Here is a 24,301-nt window from a genome sequence, read left to right as displayed (position 1 = left end):
TATTTCTATGGATAATGAATTAATTTTAAAGAAAGTTTTTTCAGAAGATGATTTTAAGTATTTTTCTCAAGTGTTTTTTAATGAAGATGTAATGGTAATGAATTATGGAAGAGTATTCACTTTAGAAGAAGCAAAAAAATGTTATAAAGGTATACTTAAAAATAGTTTAAAGTATAATGAATTAGGAAGTTTCAAAGTTTTTATAAATAATACTGAGGAGTTTATTGGTATTTGTTCAATTAATATTAATGAATCTTTAGATGAAGTTGAACTAGAATATTTATTATTACCACAATATTGGGGAAATGGATATGGAACAGAAATTGTAAGGGTTTTATTAAATAGATGTAAAAAGATAACATCTGTAAAAAAAGCCAGTGCTATAATAAATCCTAAAAATATAGCATCTAGAAAAATATTAGAGAAATATGGATTTAAGTCAGAAAGTATCTTTAGAATAGATGATGGATCATTGGCAGAAACTTTAACCCTAATTGTAAATTAAAAATTTAAAAATGTTAATTTTGGAAGGGGAATAAAAGTGATAATTAGAAAAGCTACAATAAATGATGCTAAAGAAATTGCAAAAGTTCATGTAGATACTTGGAAAAGTGCATATAAGGATATTATATGCAATGAGTATTTAGAAAGATTGTCATATGAAAACAGAGAAAAAAGTTGGAAAAGCATGTTAGATAATGATATGGGCTTAAGAATAATTTATGTAGCTGAAGAGGAAAATGAAACAATAGTTGGTTTTATATCAGGTGGTTATGAAAAGAAAGACACTGAGATTAAAAATGCAGAGATTTATGGACTTTATGTTTTAAAAGATTATCAAAATAATGGTATAGGAAAAATGTTATTCAAAAAGATATTAGAAAGTTTCAACAAATTAAATTTGCAAAGTGTTTCTTTATGGGCTTTAAATGATAATTATGGTGGTCGTAAGTTTTATGAATCAAATGGTGGAATTAAAGTTAATGAAAAAGAAATAACTATTGGGAATGAGAAGTTAAAGGAAATACAATATTTATTTAAAAATATTAAAGATATAATCAATATTTTTTAAAGGAAAAATAATATTGTATTATAGTATATATCAAAGAGTTTAAATATATAAAACTTAGGAGGAAATTTATGAATTATAAAGAGTTTGTAAGAGAAGATTTGGAGAAGGTTGTTCATTCATATATTAAGGCATTTAATAAAGAGCCTTGGAATGATAAGTGGACTTATGAAACTGCATTTAAAAGACTTAGTATGACAATGAATACACAAGGATTTTATGGTTTAATTGCATCAGAAAATAATGAATTTTTAGGTGCAATTATTGGTAATGAAGAAATTTATTATGATGGAATGAATTTTAATATAAAGGAATTTTGGACAAACTCTGAGGTGGAAAGTAGAGGTATAGGCTCTAAGCTTTTAGAAGAATTAACCAAAAGACTTAAGGAAAAAGATATAAGAAACATTACATTATTTACAACTAGAGATGATAAAGCAGAAGGCTTTTATGAAAGAAGAGGATTTAAAACTATAAATAATATAGTTTATATGGAAAAAAATATAATTAAGAATTAATATTTGAAAATGGAGGGTATGATTTGAGAATTAGAAGCATAAATATTGATGAAGTTGATAAATATTCAAAAATTAGTATGGTTGATAGTGAGGCTTTTAAAGACAGTTTATTATTAGATATTAATGATGATATAGTTAAACTTAAGTGGTGTTATGTTTTAGAGGATGAGGGGAAATTCATTGGAAGAATAGTTGGGGGATCATTTGATGATAATTTTCAAATTTTAAGAATTAATATTTACGAACGTAGAGATGATATTAGAGAAAAGTTTTTAAAATATGTTATAGATGACGTAAAGAGTCAGGGATATGATAGTGTAGAGGCACATCTTTACTCAGATAATGTACAGTTTAAAAATTATAAAAATATGTTTTTAAATGTGGGATTTAAAATAACACAAGAAAAATATAGCTATCTATGGGATAAAAGTAACATAAGGGAAGTTAAAAGTTTAAGTAAAGGTTTAAATTTTAAAACATTAAAAGAAGTTGGCGAAAAAGAATATGTAAAAGCTATAGAAGCTGTAACAGAGAATACATTAGATAGAGATGATATAGAAAATGTTAAAACACTAGGAAAAGAAGCGGCAGCACAAAGATATTTTAATGAGCTTAAGGAAATTGACTTTAATGAGGAATGGTGGAAGTTAGCTTATAAAAATGAAAAATTAGTTGGACTTATAATTCCACAAAAGTTTAATGATAAATATGGGGCAATAAATTATATAGGTGTTGTGAAGAATGAAAGAGGAAAAGGATATGTAGATGATTTATTGACAATGGGAAGTAAAACCTTAAGTGAAGCTGGAATACAAAAAATTATAGGAGATATTGATGTTAATAACTTTCCTATGGAAAATAGTTTAAAAAGACAAGGTTACAAACTAAGTTGTAATATGCGTGTTTTAAAATTAGAAATGTAATATGGATTGGAGTAAACAATATGAATCATTTAGGAACTGTAAAAATAGATACAGATAGACTTATATTACGAAAATTTAATATGGAAGATTCAAGTGCTATGTTTAGTAATTGGGCTAATGATGAAAATGTAACTAAATTTCTAACTTGGAAGCCTATTAAATCTATAGATATAGCAAAAGATATTTTGACACAATGGGTTGATAGTTATTCTGATCCTAAATTTTATCAATGGGCTATTGTATTAAAAGAAAATCAGTTAGAACCTATTGGAACTATTAATGTTGTTCATATGAATGAAGAAATTAATATGGTTCATGTTGGATACTGCATAGGTAAAAAATGGTGGCATATGGGGATTATAACTGAGGCATTTAATGGAATAATTCCATTTTTAATTGAAGAAGTTGGTGTTAAACGTATAGAATCTCGTCATGATCCAAGAAATGAAAATTCAGGTAAAGTAATGATAAAATGTGGATTGAAGTTTGAGGGGACATTGCGAAATGCAGATATAAATAATCAAGGAATTTGTGATGCTTGTATATACTCACTTTTAAAAGATGAATATTATACTAAAAAGTAATTATTTTATGGATAGGAGTTAATATGGTAAGAGAGTTTATAGATGATGATTTAAATGAAATTAATATGATTTTAAAAGATGAATGCTTAATAAGTGATGAAGAACTTAAAGAATTTCAAAAAAGATCAGAAAATAAAACCAACACTACTTTTGTTTATGACGAAAGTGGTATAAAAGGATTTATAGAACTTAATAAAACATCTGAAGAATTTAATAAGTGGTCAATAAACATATATGTTTTAAAAAATAGTAGAAAAAGTGGTATAGCAAGTTTATTATATAAAAAAGCATTTGAATATTTAAAAAATGAAAAAGCAAATTTAATAACTACATCATTTAGAAAAGATATTGAAGATTCCACAGAGTTTTTTAAAAAGCTAGGATTTAAAACTTGGTTTTCTTGTTATGATATGAAATATAATGGAACTAAACAAAGTAAATCAAGTTTAGAGTTTAAAAACTATGAAGATAGGTATTTTGAAAAATATGAAAAACTAGGTGGAGAATGTTTTTATGAGCTTAGAAAAGCAAATGATATTACTCCATATAAATCCATAGATATTAGTGATGAAAATAGAAAAAATACTTTGAAAAGAAAAGATAATATATATATTACAGTTGATAGTGAAGATGAAATAATAGCAAGTGTATTTATGGAAAATGGAATTATAGATTTTGTAATGGTTAATTCTAAGTATCAAGGAAATGGATACGGAAGAGAAACTATGAAATTTGCTATAAATAAATGTATTGAAAGAGGATATGACTCTATTGTTTTAGGTGTGGTTAAATGGAATCAAAAAGCTTTTAAGTTATATAAATCATTGGGATTTGAAAAAATAGAAGAAACTCAATTTTTAAGACAATTTATGGACAAGGAGTAAGAGTGTTGATGGAAGAGTATAATAAATTTTTAATATGGGGAACTAAATGTAATTGTGGTAATCAGTGTAGTATACTTCAAAATGAACATCACCCTTGGGATGAAACGGATTTTAAAGTAAAGTTAAAATGTGAAAAATGCGGAAGTGAGTTAGTAGTAGATAAAAGTAGTGCTGAAATATTTTATAATAACAAGATATATGGGTATTATGAAAAACTTTATGGAAATGTTATTAATTTAGGCTGTGGTGGTGGATTTTTAAGTAGAAGATTGATAAGTAACAACTCAATAGAAAAAATATATGGTATAGATTTAGATGAAGATTGCGCTGAAGAATTGAAAGATGTAAGAAGTGAAAAATTCAAATTTATTAACTTAGATCTATGTAATTTAAGTGAAAAATTTTTAGAGAATAGTATAGATTTTTTAGTCAGTAGAGATGTATTTATGTTTATTGAAGATACAAATAAATACTTAGATGATGTAACTAAAATTGTAAAAAAAGAAATAAGACAAATGGGATGGTACATTGAATCAAATAGTAGAATTAAAAATAAATTGTCACCAAATGAAATTAAAGAAGGATATGAAAAAAGAGGCTGGAATGTAGAACTGGAATATTTAAATTGGTATAAAGGTGGATATTTTATTAAAGCAAATAAATAATAATTATTGATTTACAAAAAATGATATATGTTATATAATAAAAGATAGTATCTTTTAACAAAAAAGATTTGAAAGTAGGTAAGAATAGCAAATGATATAACAAAAAACATAGAATCAATACAAAAATTAAGCAATGTAGAAGTGAGAATATGGTATCTTAAACAAGATAAAAATATAATTAATGAGATAGATAGAACTTTGTCGCTAAAAGATCAAGCTAAACAAGCTCATTTTTTAAGAAATAAGTATAGAATGCAAGCTAGAAAAATGATGAAAGATAGGAAACTAGCCAAACATTTAAATGAAAACAACATTAATATGCCATTTGAGTATTACGAAACTAAGTATATGAAAAAAGGTTATAATGGAAAAGACCTTTATAAAAAGATAATACAATCTTCTACTAGAGCTAACAAGGAGGTAAATAGAGTGCTAGGATTAAACTAATAATAGTTTAATAAAAGCAATAATTACGCCTTGTTTTAAATCATGACATAGTGAATTTTATATTAAATTCACTTAACATAGGTTTATATAAATGGAATTATAAATATATTTTAATAAAATATTTAATATATAGATAAGATGTGAAACTAGGAGTTATAGATTCCTAGTTTTTTATTATAAATTGAAATATAAATAAAAGTTTTATAGTGATTAAAAAGAAGTATAAATAGGTTTAATGAACAGTGTTATATATATTAAATTAAATATTTTTATATGATTTGATATAATTATAATGTATAATCATATAGTGATTTTATAGAAAGTTTAATGAAATTAGAAATAAAGTATAGGACTAAAATAAATCTAAAATGTTAAGATTTATAGATGTATTATAATGATTTCATTTTTAGTACAAATAAATTATTATAGAGGGGATTTTTATCTCCTTTTTTCAATAGATTTTCTTAATAAGTTTTAAATGGTTTAAAAAATAAACTGTGAATTAAGTATAAAATTGAAAAACAAATTATTTTAAAGTTGAATTTAGAAACATATAGAATGTTAATACAAATGAGTAGGTGATGAGATGACAAGGGAAAAATTTTTGCCAGTTAGTAAAGAAGATATGGAAAAAAGAGGCTGGGATGAGTTAGATTTTATTATAGTTACAGGAGATGCATATATAGATCATCATAGTTTTGGTACTGCAATTATTGGCAGAGTACTAGAAAATGAAGGATATAAAGTAGGGGTAATACCACAACCACAGTGGAAAGATGTAGAAGATTTTAAGAAACTAGGTAAACCTAGGCTTGGATTTTTAGTTAATGCAGGTAATATGGATTCTATGGTTAATCACTATACTGTAAGTAAAAAGTTAAGAGATAAAGACTTTTATTCACCAGGTGGAAAGATGGGTCTAAGACCAGATAGAGCAACTATTGTTTACTGTAATAAAATTAGAGAAGCATATAAGAATGTTTCGGTTATAATAGGTGGAGTAGAAGCTAGTTTAAGAAGATTTGCCCATTATGATTATTGGAGTGACAAAGTAAGAAAGTCAATGCTTATTGATAGTGGTGCAGATTTGCTTGTTTATGGTATGAGTGAAAAACAAATTGTAGAAGTTGCTAGAAACTTAGAAAATGGAGTAGAAGCTAAAAACATAAGAGATGTAAAAGGAACTTGTTATGTTGTAGAAAATTTAGAAGATGTGAAAGATGAGTATGTTTTAATCCCTTCTTATAAAGAAATATGTAAAGATAAGATTAAATATGCAGAAGCGTTTAAGGCTCAATATGAAGAGCAAGACCCTGTAATAGGAAAACCTATAGTTCAGCAACATGCAAATAAATATGTTGTTCAAAATAAACCGGAAATGCCACTTACTAGGGAGGAACTAGATAAAGTTTATAATCTTCCATATACGAAGAATTATCATCCTATGTATGAAGGCTTAGGTGGTATAGATGCTATTGAGGAAGTAAAGTTTAGCATAGTTAGTTCAAGAGGCTGTTTTGGAAGTTGTTCATTTTGTGCAATAACATTTCATCAAGGAAGAATTGTTCAAAGTAGAAGTGAAGAGTCTATATTAAAAGAAGCAGAAGAAATTACAAAACTTGAAGATTTTAAAGGATATATACATGACGTAGGAGGTCCTACTGCAAACTTTAGAAGACCAGCTTGTTCAAAGCAATTAAAGTTTGGGGCATGTAAAAATAGACAATGCTTATACCCAAGTCCTTGCAAAAATTTAGATGCCGATCATACTGAGTATTTAGAGTTATTAAGAAAAGTTAGAAAAGTGCCTAATGTAAAAAAAGTTTTTGTAAGATCAGGGCTTAGATACGATTACATAATGGCAGATAAAGAAGATAAATTCTTTAAAGAACTTGTTGAGCATCATGTAAGTGGAAAGCTTAAAGTTGCACCTGAACATATTTGTCCTGAGGTTTTAAAATATATGCAAAAACCAGCAGGAAAAACTTATGATAAGTTTATAGATAAATTTTATAAAACTACAGAAGAAGTAGGAAAAAAACAGTTTGTTGTGCCATATTTAATGTCTAGCCATCCTGGTAGTACAATAAAATCAGCAATAAAACTTGCTGAGTATTTAAGAGATATAAATTATATGCCAGAACAGGTTCAAGATTTTTATCCAACACCAGGAACATTGTCAACTACTATGTTTTATACAGGGCTAGATCCTCTTACAATGAAAGAAGTTTATGTTCCGAAAACAAAACATGAAAAGGCTATGCAAAGAGCACTTCTGCAGTATAAAGATCCTAAAAAATATACATTGGTATATGAAGCATTGGTTGAAGCAAAAAGAGAAGATTTAATTGGATTTGGACCTAAGTGTCTTATAAAACCTAGAAAAGGTGAGAATAACTTTGAAGGAAAGAAAAGAACTTCAAATAGTAAAGGAAAATTCCAAAAAGAAAAACCAGATACAAAAAATTTAAAAAGTAGACCTAAAGTTAATGATAAGAAAGTTAAGTCTAAAGATGATTTCAAAAATAAAAGTAAGAAAAGTGGAAATGTAAAAAATAAAAAAAGAAGATAAAATAGTAAATGTTATATTTAAAATTTAACTTCAATTTATTAAAAGGATGAAGAATGCTTTGTGAGTGGTTTCAAATTTCTTTTAACAATTTAAGTCAACAATTCAATTTAAAATTTTACATAGTTTAAGATTGATAAAAAAAAGTAAACTAAATAAACAGGATACAAACTATTAACAAAATATTCATTTTAAACCATTGAATTACAGTAAACTTTTAACTATAATTAATACATACTTATTTTTAGGAGGGAAAAATGATGAAACTATATTTAAATAATAATTGGCAATTTAATAATAACAATAATATAAATATAGAAAAATATTCATCAGCAATATCTCTTCGTAAAAAGATAGGTATATAATACTTTTAAAAGTTATTAATGTATTATAAATATCGATATTTTATGATTTTTTTAAGGTATAGCTGATTTTGGCTATACCTTTTTAATTTTTTACAGAATAAAAATAAAAGGGGGTATTATTGTGAGTGATGATGTAAGAGAATATTATGATAGTGAAGCAGAGATGGAATGGGGAAGACTTGCCAATCCATATTCAATAGTAGAGTTTAAATCAACAGTTTATTTAATAGATAAGTATTTTAAGAAAGAAGGACATGTTTTAGATATAGGTTCTGGCCCAGGAAGATATTCCATGGAATTATTAAAGAAGGGATATAAAGTATCACTATTAGATATATCCAAAAATGAACTTAAGATTGCAAAGAGGAAAATAGAAGAGGAAGGTTTAAGTGCAGAAGGATATTATGTTAAAAGTGCATTGGAGTTAGAAGAATTTGAAGATGAGAGCTTTGATGGAATACTTGTTATGGGACCTTTATATCATTTGCATGATGAAGAAGAAAGGTTAAAAGTTTTAAGTGAAGTTTACAGAATATTAAAAAAAGATGGGGTTGCATTAGTAGCATATATAAACACATGGGGTTGTTTAAAACCAGCTGTTAGTGAGTTCCCAGAAGTATTTGCTGATAAGGAACATTTTGGAAGATATTTAAAGGGCGATTTAAAGTTCCCTAAAGAAGAGAGTTTTACTAAGACTTATTTTACAACGCCAATAATAGCATTAGATGAAGTTAGAAAATCTAAATTTAATATTTTATCTTATGCAGGAGCAGAAAGTTTTGTAAGTGGATTAAATATTCAAATGAAAAATTTGTGTAGATATATGCCTGATATTTATGATAATTTTTTAGAGGCAGCTATAAAAGCTTGTGAACTTCCACAATTTAGAGATAGTACTGAACATCTTAATATAATTGTAAAAAAATAGACTATAATATTAAAATGAAAATTAGATTATTTATATTTCAGTTAAAGAATTAGTCATAGTGTAGCGGGGATTTAAATCCCCGGTTCTTTAATAAATAAAAAATGATTTGAAATATTATAATTGAAATGGAGGAAATTTTATGGAGTTTGACTTAATGATTTGTGCAGCATTTATTTTGAATTTAGCTATTTTAGTATTTATAGCTTATGTAATATTTCGTTTATTAAAAAGATATAGATAAAATTATTTAAATTTTAATTTTGTGACTGACTTTACTTGTATTCATAAATATCTTGCTTAAAATTTAAAGGAGGCCCAATATGTACGAATCAAACAAAATAAGAGAATTTTACAATCAGTATGGAGAAAAGGAATGGGAGAGACTTAATTTAACAGCATATGACAGAATAAATTACCATCTTCATATACATTTTTTAAAGGACCATATAGAAAGTGGTAAAAAAGTTTTAGATGCTGGATGTGGTGCAGGAAGATTTAGTATTGAATTAGCAAGGTTAGGGTGTATGGTAACACTTTTAGATATATCAGATCAGCAACTTAAAATAGCAAAGGAAAAGTTGCAACAAGAAGAGTTGATAAGTAATGTAGATGATATAATAAATGCTGATTTAAGAGATTTATCTATGATAAAAGATAATACTTTTGACACTGTAATTTGTTATGGAGCACCCTTAAATTACCTTTTAGAAAACAGAGATAAGGCTATTTCTGAATTAGTTAGAGTAACTAAGAAAGGTGGATATATACTAATAAGCGTAAATAGTAAATGGGGTGTAATAAGAACGCAATTAGGAAGAATGGATTTTGATTATACATCATTTTTCGGAAAACCAGATTATTGGATGATTAATGAAATGATAGATACTGGAGATTTACCTAAACATGAAATGGTAGCACATCCACCAAGACATTTTTTTGAAAGTGATGAACTTGAGAACATGCTAGAAAAATGTGGAGTAGAGAATATAGTATTAGGTGGTAGTCCATGTATTATAAGTGGATTTAGAGATGCAGCAGAAAAAATAGAAAAAGATAAAGTTGCATTAGATACTATACTTAAGATAGAAGAACGAACTTATTGTAAAAGAAGTTTAGTAGATAATGGTGAGTTTTTACTAGCTAAGGGGATGAAAAAATAAGTGAATAATTTAAGTGAAGCTACTTTTATATTTGATAAGTTTCCTACAATAGAAACAAAAAGATTTTGGTTAAGAGAAGCAAAAGAAGAAGATTATTTAGATGTTTATGAAATATATTCTAGTGAAGAAGCTGTTAAATATCAAAGCATGAAAAATATGACAACATTTGAGCAAGCTAAAAAATCAATAATGAGTTTTAAAAAAGGTTTTAAAGAAAAGAGATTTATAAGATGGTGTATTGAGGACAAAAATACTAATAAAGTTGTAGGTACTATAACACTTCATGATTTTGACTTTGATGAATCAACAGTACAAATAGGCTATATGCTTAATATAAAATATTGGAGAAGAAATATAATGACTGAATGTGGACTAGAAGTATTAAAATATGCATTTGAAGATTTAAAATTCAAATCTATTCAGGCGTATATTCATCCAGGTAATATAGCATCAATTAAATTAAATGAAAAACTTGGATTTATAAATAAAAAAATTATAAAAGAAGTAGTATTTAATCTCAATTCTAAAATATTTGAGGATAGAGTACTATATGAAAAGGGTTGTAATTATGGACTATGTATTTAAAAATAGTGATGAAAAAATAAAGATAATTACCGAATTAGAAAATTATAATGGAATGTTATGCGGAGAATATCTAGATGAAAATTGTGAATTATATAAAAAAATAATGAAAGAATTAAGCTATGATTTTAATAAAACATGTATTAGATTAAATAAGTGCAGTAGAAATTTATCAAATAATTTAGAGGGAACGGATTTACTCTTTATATCTAAAAATATAGGTGGGTTTAATAGAAAAGGAATTGTTATTAAAGAAAATGATGAAAAATTAATCTACAAAAATTTAAATTTTGTAGATTTGGTGTTAGATGAAGAAAACATAGAAAAAGGAGAAATGAATATTTTTACTCATGAATTAGGGCATGTAATGATGACTAATATTATGCCAGAGTTTATAAAATATAGTAAATCTACTAAACAACATTGCAGCATGGGAATTACAGATTATTATAATGCCTTTTTTGAAGGGTTTGGAGAACATTTTGAAAGATTAACATTTGATTGTATAAATAAATATAGAGATTGTTTTAATGAAAGATATAAATATAAATTTGATCCCATAAAATTATGGCATTGTGATATTGATGCTAATTTTAGAATAAATAAAGTTTTGGAAAATGGATATATTTATAAAAAAATATTGCCAAGTGTAAGTGTAGATACAATGAATTTATCTGATATTATTATGTTAGAACATACATCATGTATATATGATAAAACAAAAGTGTTAAATGGAAATGAAATGCTTTCATCAGAAGGAGTTATGGCTACAGTATTTTATCGTATTAATACAAATGATAAAATAAAAAATAATTATATGAAAAGGGAAGACTTTAATAAATTTGTTTTAAATGAAATACCAAATAGTGAAGATATAAAAAATATATTTTCACCTTTTGAAAATGTAATGCTTAAAAACTTTTTAGTATGGAATCTTATGAAAGATAAAATAAATGAAGGATCTGTACCAGCAATAGATTATATAACATTATAGTGTGAGTATTTTGAAGATGATAAAGAAGAAATTTTAAAAATATTTATAGCAACAACTTTAGGAACAACTTTTACAAATGATTTAAAAGAGATTTATGAAGAGTTATCACTAATAGGAATGGTAGGGAATGTTGAAAAATTTATAACTAAATTAGAAGAATATAAAGAACTTTATAGCCATATATTAAAACTTGTTAAAGATGATAAGTTAAGTCTAAGTAAAAATATATATAAAGAAATATGGATAAAAAGTGATAGTGTAGTAGTACCTTCTGTGCTGTGGGATGAGAATAGTAAAAAGCCACTAATGATAAATATAAATACTGCAAGTATATATGATTTATTAGCAATTAATAATATTGATTTTAAAAAAGCTGAAAAAATTATAAAAATTAGAGACAATAGAAATGGTTTTGGAAGTTTAGATGAATTTTATCAAATTTTGTATAATGATTGTTTATTTTAATAGGATTTTGATATAATAATTATATAGTTTATTATAAAGATGAAAGAAAGTGATTGATTACTTTCAAATATGTGTTTTTATGTGGAGTGGAGCAAATGGATAAAGAAAAAAAAGAAGTAAAAGAACAATCATTATTTAGTGAAGTTATTGATGAATTAATAAATTATTTGACTTTACCATTTCAAAAGAAAAAACCTAAGAAAAATGTAGCTAAAAAGAAAAAATCACAACCAATTAAAACTGCAAGTGAAGAAGATTTAAAAGCTTTAAATGAAGCAATATCTAAAGGAAGACAAGCTTTTGAATTTGGTGAAGAAGAGGCTAATATAATAAAAACATGGCTAAATGAAGATTAAATATAAGTAAATAAAATAGGTAAAAGTAAATCTTTTACCTATTTTACTTGTGATTAAAGATGAATTGATAATGGAACAATTCCAATGTAATAAGGAGTATCTTCTTCAAAGTCGAAATTTTCTGCATAAGGAAAAGTTATATTATTAGTTTTAATAAATTTTTCAATAGGGTCTAAAAAGGTATCAACCATAGTTTCTTTTAAATATGGTTCTATGTAACTTACCTTTCCTACAATTGTTAGTGGTTTATCTTCTATACAAGTTAGTGATGATTCAAAATTATCCTTACTTAATGCGGTAACTATTCTGTATTTTGAGAAAAGAAGTTTTGAAAAGTAATCTACACAGTAGTTATTTTCAAGTTTATCTAAGGTAGTTTTTAAGTATGCTAAAAAATTAGCAACATTAACAGAAGATTTATTTTCTATAGATTTATCATCACTATTTATTAACATTTGTAATTCTAAAGAGTTGGCCATTGAGAATAAATTTTTAACTTCAGGATCTTTAAATAATGGACATTGAATTTCAATGATATCTCCAACACGCAGTGAATTAAAATCACTAGCATTGTTTAGATGTTTCATTAGGCTGTTGTCTTCAAGAATGTTATAAAGCTTTAAGAATGCTGTTGTAGCAGATTGACAGATGGCATCTATGGTAGCGTTAATATATTCTCTAGTATACTCTACTGTTCCAGTACCTTGAGTTATTCTACCACAAGTAAGTTCGCTTAGAGGTAATGTTGTTTTAAATACTATAGTATTTCTATTTAAATTAAAATCTAAAGATAAAGTTTCAACAGTAGATCTAAATAGAGAAACTACATTAGAACTATTTAAATATATAGGTGTAACAATTGGCAAACTCATCAACTCCTACTAAATGTTGTTATTAGCTTTATAAAAAATTCAATTTATTCCATATAATATTATTATAGAAATAGTTATTATAATAGAACTAAAAAATAAATTTTTTATAGGGCTACAAGATGAAAAATGAAATTATTGAAATATTAAATGAGGATTCTAATTAATTTAATTGAAAATAAAAATTATAAGTATAAAAGGGGGAAGATTGTATGAAGGTTATGTGGGCATTAGTTTTAGGTATGGTTATAAGCTTTATGTTTCCATTGAAAGAAAAGGTAGCTAAAATTAATGGAAGATTGCAACAATTTGGAGTTGTATTTTTATTGTTTTTTATGGGAGCATCTATAGGGGCTGATGATAAAATAATAGAAAATATAAGCACTATAGGAGTAAAAGCAATAGTGTTTTCAATATTATCTTGTTTAGGAAGTATTATTGTTGTATATTTCTTAACTGAAAAAATTAAGTTTAAAAAAGATAAAAAAGTATCATATAGAGGTGAATAGGGGGACATTATGACAATAATAATTATTATAGCTATGATTTTAGGAATTATATTTGGAAGATATGTTTTTCCACAATCATTTATTATGAACATAAAAGACATTACAAATATAGTTTTATTTATATTAATATTTCTTGTAGGATTAGATATAGGTTCAAATAAAAAGGTACTGAAAGATGCAAAAGATATGGGGTTGAAGGTTATAATAATTCCAGTTGGAATTATTATAGGAAGTTTATGTGGAGGGCTTATAGGTGGAATGCTATTTAAAATGCATTATAATGAAAGTTTATCAGTTGCAGCAGGTTTTGGATGGTATAGTTTGTCTGGTATATTGTTAACTGAGATGGGAAATGCAGAACTTGGAGCTATAGCATTTTTATCAAATGTATTTAGAGAGATTTTAGCTATAATATCTATACCAATAATAGCTAAAAGGTTAAATCATTATACAGCAATAGCACCATGTGGAGCAACATCTATGGACACTACACTTCCAATTGTATCTAAATTTACAAACTCAAAAGTTGCTATAATATCACTTGTAAATGGAGTAATACTTAGTATGCTAGTTCCAGTATGTGTTCAATTTTTCTATAATCTATAGAATTACATATAGGGTTCTAAGCTGAAAATGAAATTAATTAAATATCAAATGAGAATAATGTTATTACCCAAAACAGGAATTATTTAAAACGTTATTCATAAAAATTTCAAAGAACATCTAATAAATTTGCTATTTTATTTCCAAGACTAAACGGATGAATCGACGTCCTGTCTAGGCATTCGCTGAACCCGTCCTTGGGTTCAGGTCTTGAAAATAAAACACAAATTAATAAGATTTTCTAAATCAATTTTTAAAGAAATACTAATTTAAATAATTCCTGTTTCTTGATGAAAAAAAGTTTTTAAATTGATAAATTTTATAAAATATCAAAAGTAAAGTTATATTCACTATTAAAACTATGGTAAGTAAGAATATTATAATTAGGAATTTATTCTCCAAAATGAACTTTTTACAGATAAATATTATATTAATTTTTATTTGAAGCACAAATAAAACATTGTAGCGGAGATTTCAATCCTAGGGGATATTCACCATCACTTTTCACTCTTAGTTTTTAGTTTGTTCTCAATATAAAAATAGCAATAATCTGTAAGCACATTAGTATCAATTAATAAAGTATATAAAATATTATCTTATAACACTATAAATATCTTAGGAATTTTAAATTTCTAAGATATTTTGTTTTAAAAATATAAAATATGTTAATAATTCTAGATATAAATAATATATGTAGAATTAAGGTGATGTGAGTGCAATTAAATACAGAAAAAGATGTAAAAATACATAATAGATTAGTAAAAAAGATCAATTTAAAGATGCTATTATTTACGCTTGAAGTAATTTTATTTTTTGTTGTTATAAATGTAATATTTGAATTTAGTTATATAAAGGGAAAATCAATGGAACCTACTGTATATAATAAAGATGTTGTAATAGTAAATAAATTAATATATAAGTTAAAAGAACCTAAGTACAAAGATGTTGTAATATTTCATAGCGATATAGATGGTGGTAAATATCTTATAAAGAGAGTAATAGGTGTGCCTGGTGATACTATCAAAATTACCAATGGTAAATTATATGTAAATAAAAAAGAAGTTAAGGAAAATTACATAAAAAATAAAATGATAAATAGGGAAGATTATAATGTAAAAATTCCACAAGGAAAAATATTTGTGATGGGTGATAATAGAAATGTAAGTTTAGACTCAAGAGATGAAAGTGTGGGTTTAATAAATTATAAACATGACATAAAAGGTAAGGCTGTAATGAAAGTATTTCCATTAAAGAAAATGTGTTATCTAAATTAGAAAACTTTATTATATATAAAAAAAGATAGCCTAAGAGTAGACTATCTTTAAATATTTATTTATCTTCATTTTCTTTATTATCGTTAGTTTTATGTGAACTACAACAAGAACAATTTCCACTGCAACTTGAACATTCACCTTTAATCTTTTTCTTAAATTGTTTTACAAGTATTAATACAGCTAAAACAATTATAATACCTGTAACTATAATTTCAATCATTTTGTTTCGCCTCCATTAGAATATAAGCATTCCAACATTATAAATTAAAAAGGAAACTACCCATGCAACAACAATTTGATATAAAGCTGAGAAAGTAGCAAATTTACCACCAAATTCTTTCTTTTGAGTACCTATAACAGCCACGCATGGTGTATATAAAAGGCAAAATACTAAGAATGATAATGCACTTAAAGTAGTAAATTGACTAAGTAGTGCTGTTTCTAATCCAGTAGGATATAACACACCTAAAGTACCAATAACAACTTCTTTTGCAGCAATACCAGTTAATATAGCTACAGAGTTTTGCCATGTACCAAATCCAAGTGGTTTGAATATAGGTGCTATAAATTTACCGATTGAAGCTAAAAAGCTATCATTAATATCTACCATTCCACTAAAGCTAAAGTTTGATAAGAACCAAACAATTACGGAAATTGCGAATATAATAGTACCTGCTTTCTTTAAAAAGCCTTTTCCTTTTTCAAGTGTTAAATAAATAACTGATCTAAGTTCAGGCATTTTATATTCAGGAAGTTCAACTATAAATGGTTCTTCTACGTTTTTAAATAATGTACGTTTAAATAAAAGTGCCATTAAGAATGCAACTAATATACCTATAGTATAAAGTGAAAACACAAGTAATGTTTTATGCTTTCCAAAGAATATACTACCAAATAAAGCGTATATAGGTAGTCTAGCGTTACAAGACATAAATGGAAGTATTAATGCAGTAAGCTTTCTATCACGTTCACTTTCTAGAGTTCTTGCAGCCATTATTCCAGGAACAGAACAACCAAATCCCATCATAAGAGGAATAAATGCTTTACCAGAAAGTCCAAGTTTTCGCATTATTTTATCCATTATAAAAGCAACTCTTGCCATATAGCCACTATCTTCAAGTATAGACATACCAAGGAATAGAGTAAGAATTATAGGTATGAATGTTACAACTCCACCAACTCCAGCTATAATACCATCTACAATTAAAGACTGGAACCAAGGACTTGTACTTGAAAGAAGTTGCCTTACAGTATCTGAGAATGGTCCTTCAAAGAATGAGGCTAATAATTCTTGCAATGGTCCTCCAATCCAATCAAAGGTGAACTTAAAAATTATGAAAAGTATTAATAAAAATATAGGATAAGCTAGAAACTTATTTAAAATAATTTTATCTATCTTTTCAGTAAGTGATGTTTTAAGATCTTTTGGAATAATCATGCAAGAATTTAAAATTGTATCTATATATTTATATGTTTCATTTTCATTTAAATATCCAAAATTGTGTTTTGTATTTATAGTAGTATCTAATAAATTGAAATTTTCATTAGATAAAAATTCCTTAACAGTATCTATTCCTTCATTTTTAGATGCTGAAATAGGAAATATTTTAACACCTAATTTTTTAGAAAGTAAATCAAAATCAATATTAATACCTTTACTTCTAGCAACGTCAATCATGTTTACAATCAATATCATAGGTTTGTTAAACTGTGCTAATTGAGTTGTTAAATATAAATTTCTTGATAAGTTTGAAGCATCAACAATGTTAATTATTAAATCAACATCATCACTTTCTAAAAAGTTTTTAGATACTTTTTCTTCATTAGAAAAGGCATCCATGGCATAAATACCAGGTAAATCTACTATTTTAATGTCTTTTTTGATGTAACCCTCTTTTTTATCTACAGTAACACCAGCCCAGTTACCAACATGTTGGTTTGAACCAGTAAGTGCATTGAAGAGTGTAGTTTTTCCTACGTTAGGGTTACCTAGTAATGCAATAGTAACCATCTTTTGTTATACCTCCATGGCTAATTTAAAATGTTCAGTGTCAGAGTCATTTGTTAACTCTATATTTATTAATTTAGCATCTTTTTTTCTAATAGCTAAGTTAGTTCCTTTAACGTTTATTATTATTGGATCACCAAGAGGTGCGACTTGTTTCATAGTTACTTTAGTTCCTTCGATAAAACCTAAAGCAAGTAATCTTTTAGAAAATTTATTATTAAAAAGTAAATTCTTTATATAAGCTGTGTCACCTGATTTTAAATCGTATAAAGTCATCAATTACCACTCCTCATTGAAACTAATTCTCAATGTCATTATATAAAGTTTAGACAATTTTGTCAACAAAAAGTTAATAAAATATATGTATAAAAATTTAAAATTGAGGGAATAATACTAAATTTTAATTTAATATATTTAAAATAGTAATTGTATTTATAGTAATATTTAAGTTTATTAAATTTGAATATTAAAAAATTTATATATTATAAATTTTAATTAAAGATATATAAAAAACATATGTTAATAAAAAATTAACAAGAATACAAATTTGAATTATAAGTTAAAAGTATGTAGGAACTAATAATGAATAAAATTATAATATATTAATGAAAGCAAATTTAATTATTGTTTATTTTATTAAAAATTATTTTTTTATAAATAGAATTTGAAGATATGTAAAATTATATGATATAATAACTAATATTACATTATTAAACGTTAGGTATTTACAAAGTAAAATAAAATTTAGATTTATTTTAAAATGATCATTAAAAAATTTAATTTAAGATTAAAATTATTAAATTTTAAGTGATTGAAAATATTTAGTATTATTTTAAATTTCCAAAATTTCTTCTCAAAATAATGTTAATGCAAAGATTAAATTAAGTTTAGAACAAAGCACATAAATACATTAATTTTTAAATTGGATTAAAGATGATCAATTTAAAATATTAGTTATATTAGTATAAGATAATTACATAGAGCTGCATGCTTAAAAAGTGTTGTAATTAATTAAATAGTTATAATTTTTAAAATAAAATTTTGCTTTTATATTTGATTACGTATGTTGTTCTAAATAGATAATTTTGATTTAGAAAAGAGTGGTAACATGATTATTAAAGAACAAACGATTCCAGTCAAAGACTTTAATATAGAAAATGCTCTTTCAATTGAAGGACACAATGATTTATTTAAGGAAGCTATATTTTTTGACCTAGAACATTATGTTTATAAGAAACCAGTATGTGTTGGAGTTTTTGGAAGTGGATATTATGATGAAAAAGAAAATACTTTAAAGATTACTCAATATATGATTGAGAACAAATTTGAATTGAAGAAAATATTAGAATGGTCTAAAACATACTTTTTAGATTTAATTAAGAAAAAGAATAAAAAGTATATAATCACATTTTCAGGTAATAATGACTTTACTGTTATAAATTACTTGTACAATAAGTATAATATAAATTTTAAAATAGAGGATTATTTAAAAGATGTAGATCTTCAAAAAGAATATGAGAAGGCTATGAACACCTCTATTGGACTTAAAAATCTTGAATGTAAATTTGATATTAAAAGAGAAAGCGAAGTTATAAGTGGATCGAACCTTGCTAAAACTTTTAGTAAAATTATGAAAGATACAGAGTATTTTAATAGAATGCCAGAAGAAAAGAAAGAAAAAATACTTCTTTATAACATGCAAGATGTAGTAAGTTTATTTTATATTTATGTAAATTGGAATAAGTATATTATACCTAATGAAAAGAATTTAAATGATGAAAAAAAAGATTCCTTAAATGAAAACTGTAACTAAATGGTTAATCCATTTAGTTACAGTTTTTTGTGCATAAAAATAATAAAATTCCAAAGTTTCATTCATACCATAATCCGCCAAGGTTAAAACCTCAGCTACGAAAACAATTAAACAAAATCCCCACCATTTGTAGGCGAGGGTTTAACCTTGCAAAACGTTATTTAATATATTACTTTAAAATGTATTTCCATATCAAAGACCGCCAAGACTGAAGTCTCAGCTACGAAGGTAATCAAATAAAATCCCCACCATTTGTAGGCGAGGTTTTAACCTTGCAAAGCGTTATTTAGTATATTACTTTAAAAATATATTCCATATCAAAGATTGCCAAGACTAAAGTTTCGGCTACGAAGGTAATCAAATAAAATCTCCACCATTTGTAGGCGAGGTTTTAACCTTGCAAAGCGTTATTTACATTACTTTTAAATTTGTAATCTGTTAGGGACTGACTTTACTTTCTTAGATAAGTATATTATTAAAAAGGGTAATAAATTATAAAAAGGTGATTGCACTATGAGATGTCTGTCCTTCTTGTTTATTGGTATATTCAAGGATGAAACCAATAAAATTTAGCAAGGATATATTACTGCCAAGGTTAAAACCTCGGCTATTGTGTATAGATTAGAAATTTGTAATAAATATAAATTTGAAATGAATCAATTGACCATCAAATATTATATTTTACATTTTGAATTTTCAATTACCCCATGATATGTTCAGTATTTTTGTTTGGTAGTATATTTTAAGAATTAGATGAATAAAATTTAGTAATGATACATTAATAGTAGAATTCAAATATCATCTAGTAAGGTATTAAAAAATCATATAAGAATTAACACGAAATATTAATTAATAAATATTAAAAAATCGGTATATTATATAATTTTAAAAATAGATATATTATTAAGAATGAAAATTAAAAAACAAATTATACTTCTAAAAATATTTTATAAAGTACACATTAACTTGTAAGTGTAGGATACATAATTTTTAGGAGGTATGAAAATATGGAGCTAGTAAACACTTTGCCAAAGAAAAGAAAAATTACAAAACAATTGGATGATATTGAAGAAATTTTAATTCATAAGGGTAAGAAAGGCTTTTTAACAGTAAAAAATGACAGTCAAGATTTACTTCCTAATACAAAAACTATAATATATTTAGAAGCTAATGATAACATAATAGAAAAGTTTAATTTAGGATTTACTATAGAGGAAGTACCAGTTAGATTATATGAAGTTGAATTACTTTCAGAAGGTAGACAAATTGAATATTTATACAAGAATAATGTTATGAAAATAATAGAAAATAGAATAAAAAGTGAACTAGAACTAAACAATTTAAATGGCAATTTATATAAACCTTTAATAGACTCATATGAAAATGCAATAAGTAAGATTTGTAATTAATTCACGAAAATTAGCTTTTTCAAATTATAAAAAATTGGAAAGAGCTAATTTTTTACTATTATCTCTAAAATATGTTTATTATTAATTATTTTGGCAATGGTTAAAATAAGACATGGTTTAGTGAAGGGAGAATAGTAAAAGTGAAAACCACAAATAAGAAAATAAAAAATAGTATACGTACTAAGGAAAAAACATTTGATAAAAAGAAAAAAGGCTTTACTCTTATAGAGTTAGTTGTTGTAGTTTCAATAATGGCAATACTTTTAATAATAGCATTACCTAAGTTTGCAAGTATACAAGAAAATGCAAAGAAAAAAGCAGATGTAGCCACTGCAAAAAACATAGCTATGGCTTTAAATGCAGAAATGTCCTGTGGAAGTGATATTGAAAAAATAGATAAAAATAAAGATGTTATAAATAAATATTTTGATGGAGATATAAAGCAGCAAGCAAAGGTGACGAAAGATGAAAAACCTGGTTTTGTTGTATATATAAAAGATGAAGATATAAAAATATTTACAGGTAAAAGACAAGTATATCCTGAACTTAAAGAAAATCAGGCAAAACCAACTGATTGCAAGAGTATAGAAATTTTAGAAGATAGAAATAGTAGTAAGATAGATGATGGTAATTAAATAAAAAATAGAAAAACAATACATAATATTCAAAAAACTGTTGACATAAAATATTAACAATGTTAATATTTAGTTGAAAATTAAATATAGTATCTTCGGGGCAAGGTTAAATTCCTTACCGGCGGTTACAGCCCGCGAGCTATTTTATAGCATGATTTGGTGAAAGTCCAAAGCCGACAGTATAGTCTGGATGAGAGAAGAGAAAATAATTTACATTAAGTTTATTTATATTGTTTAAATAGGTTTTGTTTATGATTTTTATGCTCCGAGCTTTTTAGCTTGGAGTATTTATTTTTATAAAAATTTTAAATTTAAACTTGTAAAATTAACATTAAATAATTAATAGTAAATGAATTTTAATATGGAATTATTAAATGCCCGAAGCAATAAAAAGCTAAGGGCATTTTTGTTTTTTTATATAAAATAGAGAAATAAATAGGAGTGTCATAAGTCTGATTAAATATAAAAAGGAGAGAATAGTATGGATGAAGTTTTTATGGCTAAAGCATTAGAGCTTGCTAAATTAGGACATGGAAAAGTAAGTCCTAACCCTTTAGTTGGAGCAGTAGTTGTAAAAGATGACAAAATAATAGGTAGTGGATATCATGAGAAATCTGGAGAAAATCATGCTGAAGTAAATGCTATTAATTCATGTAGAGAAGATGTTTGTGATTCTACTATATATGTTACTTTAGAACCTTGTTGTCATTATGGAAAAACACCTCCATGTGTTAAAAAAATTTTAGAAAGTAAAATTAAAAGAGTTGTTATAGGTGTACTAGATCCAAATCCATTAGTCAGTGGAAAAGGTGTAGAATTTCTAAAAAATCATGGTATTGACGTAACTGTTGGTGTATTAGAAGAGCAATGTAGAGAATTAAATGAAATTTTTAATTATTACATAGTTAATAAAGTGCCTTTTATAGCTTTAAAATGGGCAATGACGTTAGATGGTAAAATAGCTACAAAAAATTATGATTCAAAATGGATAACAAATGAAAATTCTAGAGAGTATGTTCACAAATTAAGAAATAGATATTCAGGAATAATGGTTGGTATAAATACTGTAATTAAGGATAATCCAAGGTTAACTAGCAGAATAGAAAATGGAAGAAATCCAATAAGAATTGTAATTGATAGTAGTTTAAGAATTCCTGTAGATGCAAAGCTTTTAAAAGAAGAAGGAAAAACTATAATATTTTATGCAGAGGAAAATGAAGAAAAACTTGAAGCATTAAAAAACTATAATGTAGAAGTTGTAAAAGTTGATAAAAAATTAGATAAAGTGAATTTAAAAACTGTTATGGATGAGCTATGTAAAAGAAATATTGATAGTGTTTTGGTAGAAGGTGGAGGAACATTAAATTATAGCTTGTTAGAGGAAAATATAATAAGTAAGGTATATGCTTTTATTGGTCCTAAAATAATAGGGGGAAAGGAAGCTATAACACCAATAGAAGGTGAAGGGAAAAGTAAAATAAATGAAAGTTTTAATATTAAAAACTTAAAAGTATTAGATTTTGAAGGGGATATTTTAATAGAAGGTAATATTCAGTATTAAGGAGATGAGAAAAATTTTTACTGGAATAATCGAGGAAATAGGACTAGTAAAACAAATAATAAATTATGAAAAAAGTTCAGAGCTTATTATTGAATGTAAAAAAGTTTTAGAAGGCATAAAAATAGGAGATAGCATAGCAACAAATGGTGTATGTTTGACAGTTGTAAGAAAAAGCAAAAATGATTTTGTTGCAGAAGCTATGGCAGAAACTTTAAGATGCTCAAACTTATCTGATTTTTATGCAGGATGTAAAGTGAATTTGGAAAGAGCATTAAGTTATAATGGAAGATTTAATGGGCATATTGTTACAGGTCATGTTGATGCTATAGGAAGAATAACAAGTTATGAAAAAGAAAGTATAGGAACATGGATAACTATAAAGCCTTCTTTAGAAATAATAAAAAATATAGTTTACAAGGGCTCTATAACCTTAGATGGTGTTAGTTTAACAGTGGCAGATGTAAATGAAGACTCATTTAAAGTGTGTATAATTCCGCATACCAAAGAAGAAACTACGCTTCTAAGTAAAAAGATAGGAGCAAAAATAAATATAGAATGTGATGTAATATCCAAGTATATAGAAAAGATTTTATATTCAAGAGATAAAGAAAATTCAAATAAAAATGATATAACTATAAATTTCTTAAAAGAAAATGGGTTTTATTAATAAATATAGGAATCAAAGTTAAAACTTTAAGGTATTCATGTTTCAGTTGAGAATTTTAACACTAATTATTAATTTATATTTTTAAAATTGACAATTGACAGTGGACAGTGAATGCCTCATAGGCCCCTATAGAAATGTAGACTCATAATTCAAATGGAATTATACTAGGATTAATGAATGGAGGGGTGCATTATGAGTGGAAATTTTATTAGAAAATATACTGAAGAAGAACGAGTGAAAATTGTGGAAGAGGCTTTATCATCTGGAAGCAATTCGCTAGTTGCAGCAAAGTATAATATAAATAGTGGATTAATATCCAATTGGAAATGTAATTATAGAAGATATAAACAAACTTTAAAACCTAAGAATGCTACGCAATTTAAAAATGAAGAAATAATTGTAGACTACAAAAAAGAGTATAAAAAAACCCAAGAAAAGTGTAGA

28 protein-coding genes and 1 riboswitch are annotated in these 24,301 nt (G+C 25.6%); of the genes, 24 read left to right on the top strand and 4 right to left on the bottom strand.

The genetic code is table 11. The features are described 5' to 3' along the window. Positions 1-7: 7 nt before the first annotated feature. The 15 genes from AC07E4_RS14545 to AC07E4_RS14475 all read left to right on the top strand — a co-directional run bounded on the left by AC07E4_RS14545 (position 8) and on the right by AC07E4_RS14475 (position 12,509). Positions 8-505, top strand: a complete 498-nt coding sequence (locus tag AC07E4_RS14545; RefSeq protein WP_478216784.1) for a GNAT family N-acetyltransferase — start codon at positions 8-10, stop codon at positions 503-505. Positions 506-541: 36 nt separating this feature from the next. Continuing rightward, complete coding sequence (locus AC07E4_RS14540) at positions 542-1,072, top strand: N-acetyltransferase family protein (RefSeq protein WP_478216783.1); 531 nt, start codon at positions 542-544, stop codon at positions 1,070-1,072. Positions 1,073-1,140: 68 nt separating this feature from the next. Continuing rightward, on the top strand, positions 1,141-1,587 hold the full coding sequence (locus AC07E4_RS14535; RefSeq protein WP_430829512.1) for a GNAT family N-acetyltransferase: 447 nt from the start codon (positions 1,141-1,143) through the stop codon (positions 1,585-1,587). A 23-nt stretch (positions 1,588-1,610) separates the two neighbouring features. Further along, positions 1,611-2,510 (top strand): GNAT family N-acetyltransferase, encoded by a 900-nt coding sequence (locus tag AC07E4_RS14530; protein ID WP_034439920.1) that lies wholly within the window; start codon positions 1,611-1,613, stop codon positions 2,508-2,510. A 20-nt stretch (positions 2,511-2,530) separates the two neighbouring features. Continuing rightward, positions 2,531-3,094, top strand: coding sequence for a GNAT family N-acetyltransferase (locus AC07E4_RS14525; protein WP_478216782.1), 564 nt, complete (start codon positions 2,531-2,533; stop codon positions 3,092-3,094). Between the two features lie 23 nt (positions 3,095-3,117). Next, positions 3,118-3,978 (top strand): GNAT family N-acetyltransferase, encoded by an 861-nt coding sequence (locus AC07E4_RS14520; RefSeq protein ID WP_478216781.1) that lies wholly within the window; start codon positions 3,118-3,120, stop codon positions 3,976-3,978. An 8-nt stretch (positions 3,979-3,986) separates the two neighbouring features. Next, the gene (locus AC07E4_RS14515) at positions 3,987-4,643 is read left to right on the top strand and encodes a class I SAM-dependent methyltransferase (protein WP_478216780.1); all 657 of its coding nucleotides are present in this window, start codon (positions 3,987-3,989) and stop codon (positions 4,641-4,643) included. A gap of 198 nt (positions 4,644-4,841) precedes the next feature. After that, the gene (locus AC07E4_RS14510) at positions 4,842-5,090 is read left to right on the top strand and encodes a hypothetical protein (RefSeq protein WP_478216779.1); all 249 of its coding nucleotides are present in this window, start codon (positions 4,842-4,844) and stop codon (positions 5,088-5,090) included. A gap of 586 nt (positions 5,091-5,676) precedes the next feature. Continuing rightward, entirely contained in the window at positions 5,677-7,662 is a 1,986-nt protein-coding gene (locus AC07E4_RS14505; protein ID WP_478216778.1) for a YgiQ family radical SAM protein, read from the top strand. A gap of 483 nt (positions 7,663-8,145) precedes the next feature. Further along, entirely contained in the window at positions 8,146-8,952 is an 807-nt protein-coding gene (locus AC07E4_RS14500) for a class I SAM-dependent methyltransferase (RefSeq protein ID WP_034439907.1), read from the top strand. A gap of 320 nt (positions 8,953-9,272) precedes the next feature. After that, complete coding sequence (locus AC07E4_RS14495) at positions 9,273-10,112, top strand: class I SAM-dependent methyltransferase (protein WP_478216777.1); 840 nt, start codon at positions 9,273-9,275, stop codon at positions 10,110-10,112. Continuing rightward, positions 10,113-10,697: a GNAT family N-acetyltransferase gene (locus AC07E4_RS14490; RefSeq protein WP_478216776.1), complete on the top strand. Its 585-nt coding sequence runs from the start codon at positions 10,113-10,115 to the stop codon at positions 10,695-10,697. Beyond that, the gene (locus tag AC07E4_RS14485) at positions 10,681-11,688 is read left to right on the top strand and encodes a hypothetical protein (protein WP_478216775.1); all 1,008 of its coding nucleotides are present in this window, start codon (positions 10,681-10,683) and stop codon (positions 11,686-11,688) included. The genes AC07E4_RS14490 and AC07E4_RS14485 overlap by 17 nt, the downstream gene beginning before the upstream one ends. A 117-nt stretch (positions 11,689-11,805) precedes the next feature. Continuing rightward, positions 11,806-12,153 carry a ComEA family DNA-binding protein gene (locus AC07E4_RS14480; protein ID WP_478216774.1) on the top strand — a complete coding sequence of 116 codons (348 nt, stop codon included), beginning with the start codon at positions 11,806-11,808 and terminating at the stop codon, positions 12,151-12,153. 95 nt (positions 12,154-12,248) lie between these two features. Then, on the top strand, positions 12,249-12,509 hold the full coding sequence (locus AC07E4_RS14475) for a hypothetical protein (protein ID WP_034439900.1): 261 nt from the start codon (positions 12,249-12,251) through the stop codon (positions 12,507-12,509). 53 nt (positions 12,510-12,562) lie between these two features. Here AC07E4_RS14475 and AC07E4_RS14470 read toward each other — a convergent pair whose 3' ends face one another. Further along, on the bottom strand, positions 12,563-13,375 hold the full coding sequence (locus AC07E4_RS14470) for a DUF6414 family protein (protein ID WP_034439897.1): 813 nt from the start codon (positions 13,373-13,375) through the stop codon (positions 12,563-12,565). Positions 13,376-13,590: 215 nt separating this feature from the next. Here AC07E4_RS14470 and AC07E4_RS14465 point away from each other — a divergent pair, with 215 nt between their 5' ends. From AC07E4_RS14465 to lepB, 3 genes are all read left to right on the top strand, one after another. Further along, positions 13,591-13,887 carry a LysO family transporter gene (locus AC07E4_RS14465; RefSeq protein WP_051540018.1) on the top strand — a complete coding sequence of 99 codons (297 nt, stop codon included), beginning with the start codon at positions 13,591-13,593 and terminating at the stop codon, positions 13,885-13,887. A 9-nt stretch (positions 13,888-13,896) separates the two neighbouring features. Further along, the gene (locus AC07E4_RS14460) at positions 13,897-14,493 is read left to right on the top strand and encodes a LysO family transporter (protein WP_430829502.1); all 597 of its coding nucleotides are present in this window, start codon (positions 13,897-13,899) and stop codon (positions 14,491-14,493) included. A 710-nt stretch (positions 14,494-15,203) separates the two neighbouring features. Further along, positions 15,204-15,764 (top strand): signal peptidase I, encoded by a 561-nt coding sequence (gene lepB / locus AC07E4_RS14455; RefSeq protein ID WP_051540016.1) that lies wholly within the window; start codon positions 15,204-15,206, stop codon positions 15,762-15,764. Between the two features lie 55 nt (positions 15,765-15,819). On the opposite strand, the gene AC07E4_RS14450 is transcribed toward lepB, so the two are convergent. From AC07E4_RS14450 to AC07E4_RS14440, 3 genes are read right to left on the bottom strand one after another with little or no spacing between them, the layout of a single operon-like run. After that, positions 15,820-15,984 carry a FeoB-associated Cys-rich membrane protein gene (locus AC07E4_RS14450; protein WP_081770916.1) on the bottom strand — a complete coding sequence of 55 codons (165 nt, stop codon included), beginning with the start codon at positions 15,982-15,984 and terminating at the stop codon, positions 15,820-15,822. A gap of 15 nt (positions 15,985-15,999) precedes the next feature. Then, complete coding sequence (gene feoB / locus AC07E4_RS14445) at positions 16,000-17,775, bottom strand: ferrous iron transport protein B (protein WP_478216773.1); 1,776 nt, start codon at positions 17,773-17,775, stop codon at positions 16,000-16,002. Between the two features lie 6 nt (positions 17,776-17,781). Then, the gene (locus AC07E4_RS14440) at positions 17,782-18,048 is read right to left on the bottom strand and encodes a FeoA family protein (RefSeq protein WP_034439891.1); all 267 of its coding nucleotides are present in this window, start codon (positions 18,046-18,048) and stop codon (positions 17,782-17,784) included. Between the two features lie 832 nt (positions 18,049-18,880). Between AC07E4_RS14440 and AC07E4_RS14435 the strand changes: the two genes are divergently transcribed. The 6 genes from AC07E4_RS14435 to AC07E4_RS14410 all read left to right on the top strand — a co-directional run. Then, positions 18,881-19,585 carry a ribonuclease H-like domain-containing protein gene (locus tag AC07E4_RS14435; RefSeq protein ID WP_034439889.1) on the top strand — a complete coding sequence of 235 codons (705 nt, stop codon included), beginning with the start codon at positions 18,881-18,883 and terminating at the stop codon, positions 19,583-19,585. Positions 19,586-20,592: 1,007 nt separating this feature from the next. Then, positions 20,593-20,994, top strand: a complete 402-nt coding sequence (locus tag AC07E4_RS14430; protein ID WP_034439887.1) for a hypothetical protein — start codon at positions 20,593-20,595, stop codon at positions 20,992-20,994. Positions 20,995-21,134: 140 nt separating this feature from the next. After that, complete coding sequence (locus tag AC07E4_RS14425; protein WP_478216772.1) at positions 21,135-21,629, top strand: prepilin-type N-terminal cleavage/methylation domain-containing protein; 495 nt, start codon at positions 21,135-21,137, stop codon at positions 21,627-21,629. 87 nt (positions 21,630-21,716) lie between these two features. Beyond that, positions 21,717-21,835: riboswitch (FMN riboswitch) on the top strand. A 275-nt stretch (positions 21,836-22,110) separates the two neighbouring features. Next, positions 22,111-23,190, top strand: a complete 1,080-nt coding sequence (gene ribD / locus AC07E4_RS14420; protein WP_430829500.1) for a bifunctional diaminohydroxyphosphoribosylaminopyrimidine deaminase/5-amino-6-(5-phosphoribosylamino)uracil reductase RibD — start codon at positions 22,111-22,113, stop codon at positions 23,188-23,190. A gap of 13 nt (positions 23,191-23,203) precedes the next feature. Beyond that, positions 23,204-23,857 carry a riboflavin synthase gene (locus AC07E4_RS14415; RefSeq protein WP_430829535.1) on the top strand — a complete coding sequence of 218 codons (654 nt, stop codon included), beginning with the start codon at positions 23,204-23,206 and terminating at the stop codon, positions 23,855-23,857. A gap of 192 nt (positions 23,858-24,049) precedes the next feature. Beyond that, positions 24,050-24,301: helix-turn-helix domain-containing protein (locus tag AC07E4_RS14410; protein WP_478216771.1), on the top strand; the 252-nt coding region annotated here is incomplete at its 3' end.

This window comes from Clostridium amazonense (assembly GCF_056431285.1).
Note: the sequence above shows the minus strand (reverse complement) of the source record. Positions and strands in the feature narration are given on the sequence as shown.

Bases quoted from the DNA above. Each gene is read 5' to 3' on its own strand.
- AC07E4_RS14545 (WP_478216784.1), top strand. From the start codon at position 8: ATGGATAATGAATTAATTTTAAAGAAAGTTTTTTCAGAAGATGATTTT.
- AC07E4_RS14535 (WP_430829512.1), top strand. From the start codon at position 1,141: ATGAATTATAAAGAGTTTGTAAGAGAAGATTTGGAGAAGGTTGTTCAT.
- AC07E4_RS14525 (WP_478216782.1), top strand. From the start codon at position 2,531: ATGAATCATTTAGGAACTGTAAAAATAGATACAGATAGACTTATATTA.
- AC07E4_RS14520 (WP_478216781.1), top strand. From the start codon at position 3,118: ATGGTAAGAGAGTTTATAGATGATGATTTAAATGAAATTAATATGATT.
- AC07E4_RS14515 (WP_478216780.1), top strand. From the start codon at position 3,987: ATGGAAGAGTATAATAAATTTTTAATATGGGGAACTAAATGTAATTGT.
- AC07E4_RS14505 (WP_478216778.1), top strand. From the start codon at position 5,677: ATGACAAGGGAAAAATTTTTGCCAGTTAGTAAAGAAGATATGGAAAAA.
- AC07E4_RS14495 (WP_478216777.1), top strand. From the start codon at position 9,273: ATGTACGAATCAAACAAAATAAGAGAATTTTACAATCAGTATGGAGAA.
- AC07E4_RS14485 (WP_478216775.1), top strand. From the start codon at position 10,681: ATGGACTATGTATTTAAAAATAGTGATGAAAAAATAAAGATAATTACC.
- AC07E4_RS14480 (WP_478216774.1), top strand. From the start codon at position 11,806: ATGGTAGGGAATGTTGAAAAATTTATAACTAAATTAGAAGAATATAAA.
- AC07E4_RS14475 (WP_034439900.1), top strand. From the start codon at position 12,249: ATGGATAAAGAAAAAAAAGAAGTAAAAGAACAATCATTATTTAGTGAA.
- AC07E4_RS14465 (WP_051540018.1), top strand. From the start codon at position 13,591: ATGAAGGTTATGTGGGCATTAGTTTTAGGTATGGTTATAAGCTTTATG.
- AC07E4_RS14460 (WP_430829502.1), top strand. From the start codon at position 13,897: ATGACAATAATAATTATTATAGCTATGATTTTAGGAATTATATTTGGA.
- AC07E4_RS14450 (WP_081770916.1), bottom strand. From the start codon at position 15,984: ATGATTGAAATTATAGTTACAGGTATTATAATTGTTTTAGCTGTATTA.
- feoB (WP_478216773.1), bottom strand. From the start codon at position 17,775: ATGGTTACTATTGCATTACTAGGTAACCCTAACGTAGGAAAAACTACA.
- AC07E4_RS14440 (WP_034439891.1), bottom strand. From the start codon at position 18,048: ATGACTTTATACGATTTAAAATCAGGTGACACAGCTTATATAAAGAAT.
- AC07E4_RS14435 (WP_034439889.1), top strand. From the start codon at position 18,881: ATGATTATTAAAGAACAAACGATTCCAGTCAAAGACTTTAATATAGAA.
- AC07E4_RS14430 (WP_034439887.1), top strand. From the start codon at position 20,593: ATGGAGCTAGTAAACACTTTGCCAAAGAAAAGAAAAATTACAAAACAA.
- ribD (WP_430829500.1), top strand. From the start codon at position 22,111: ATGGATGAAGTTTTTATGGCTAAAGCATTAGAGCTTGCTAAATTAGGA.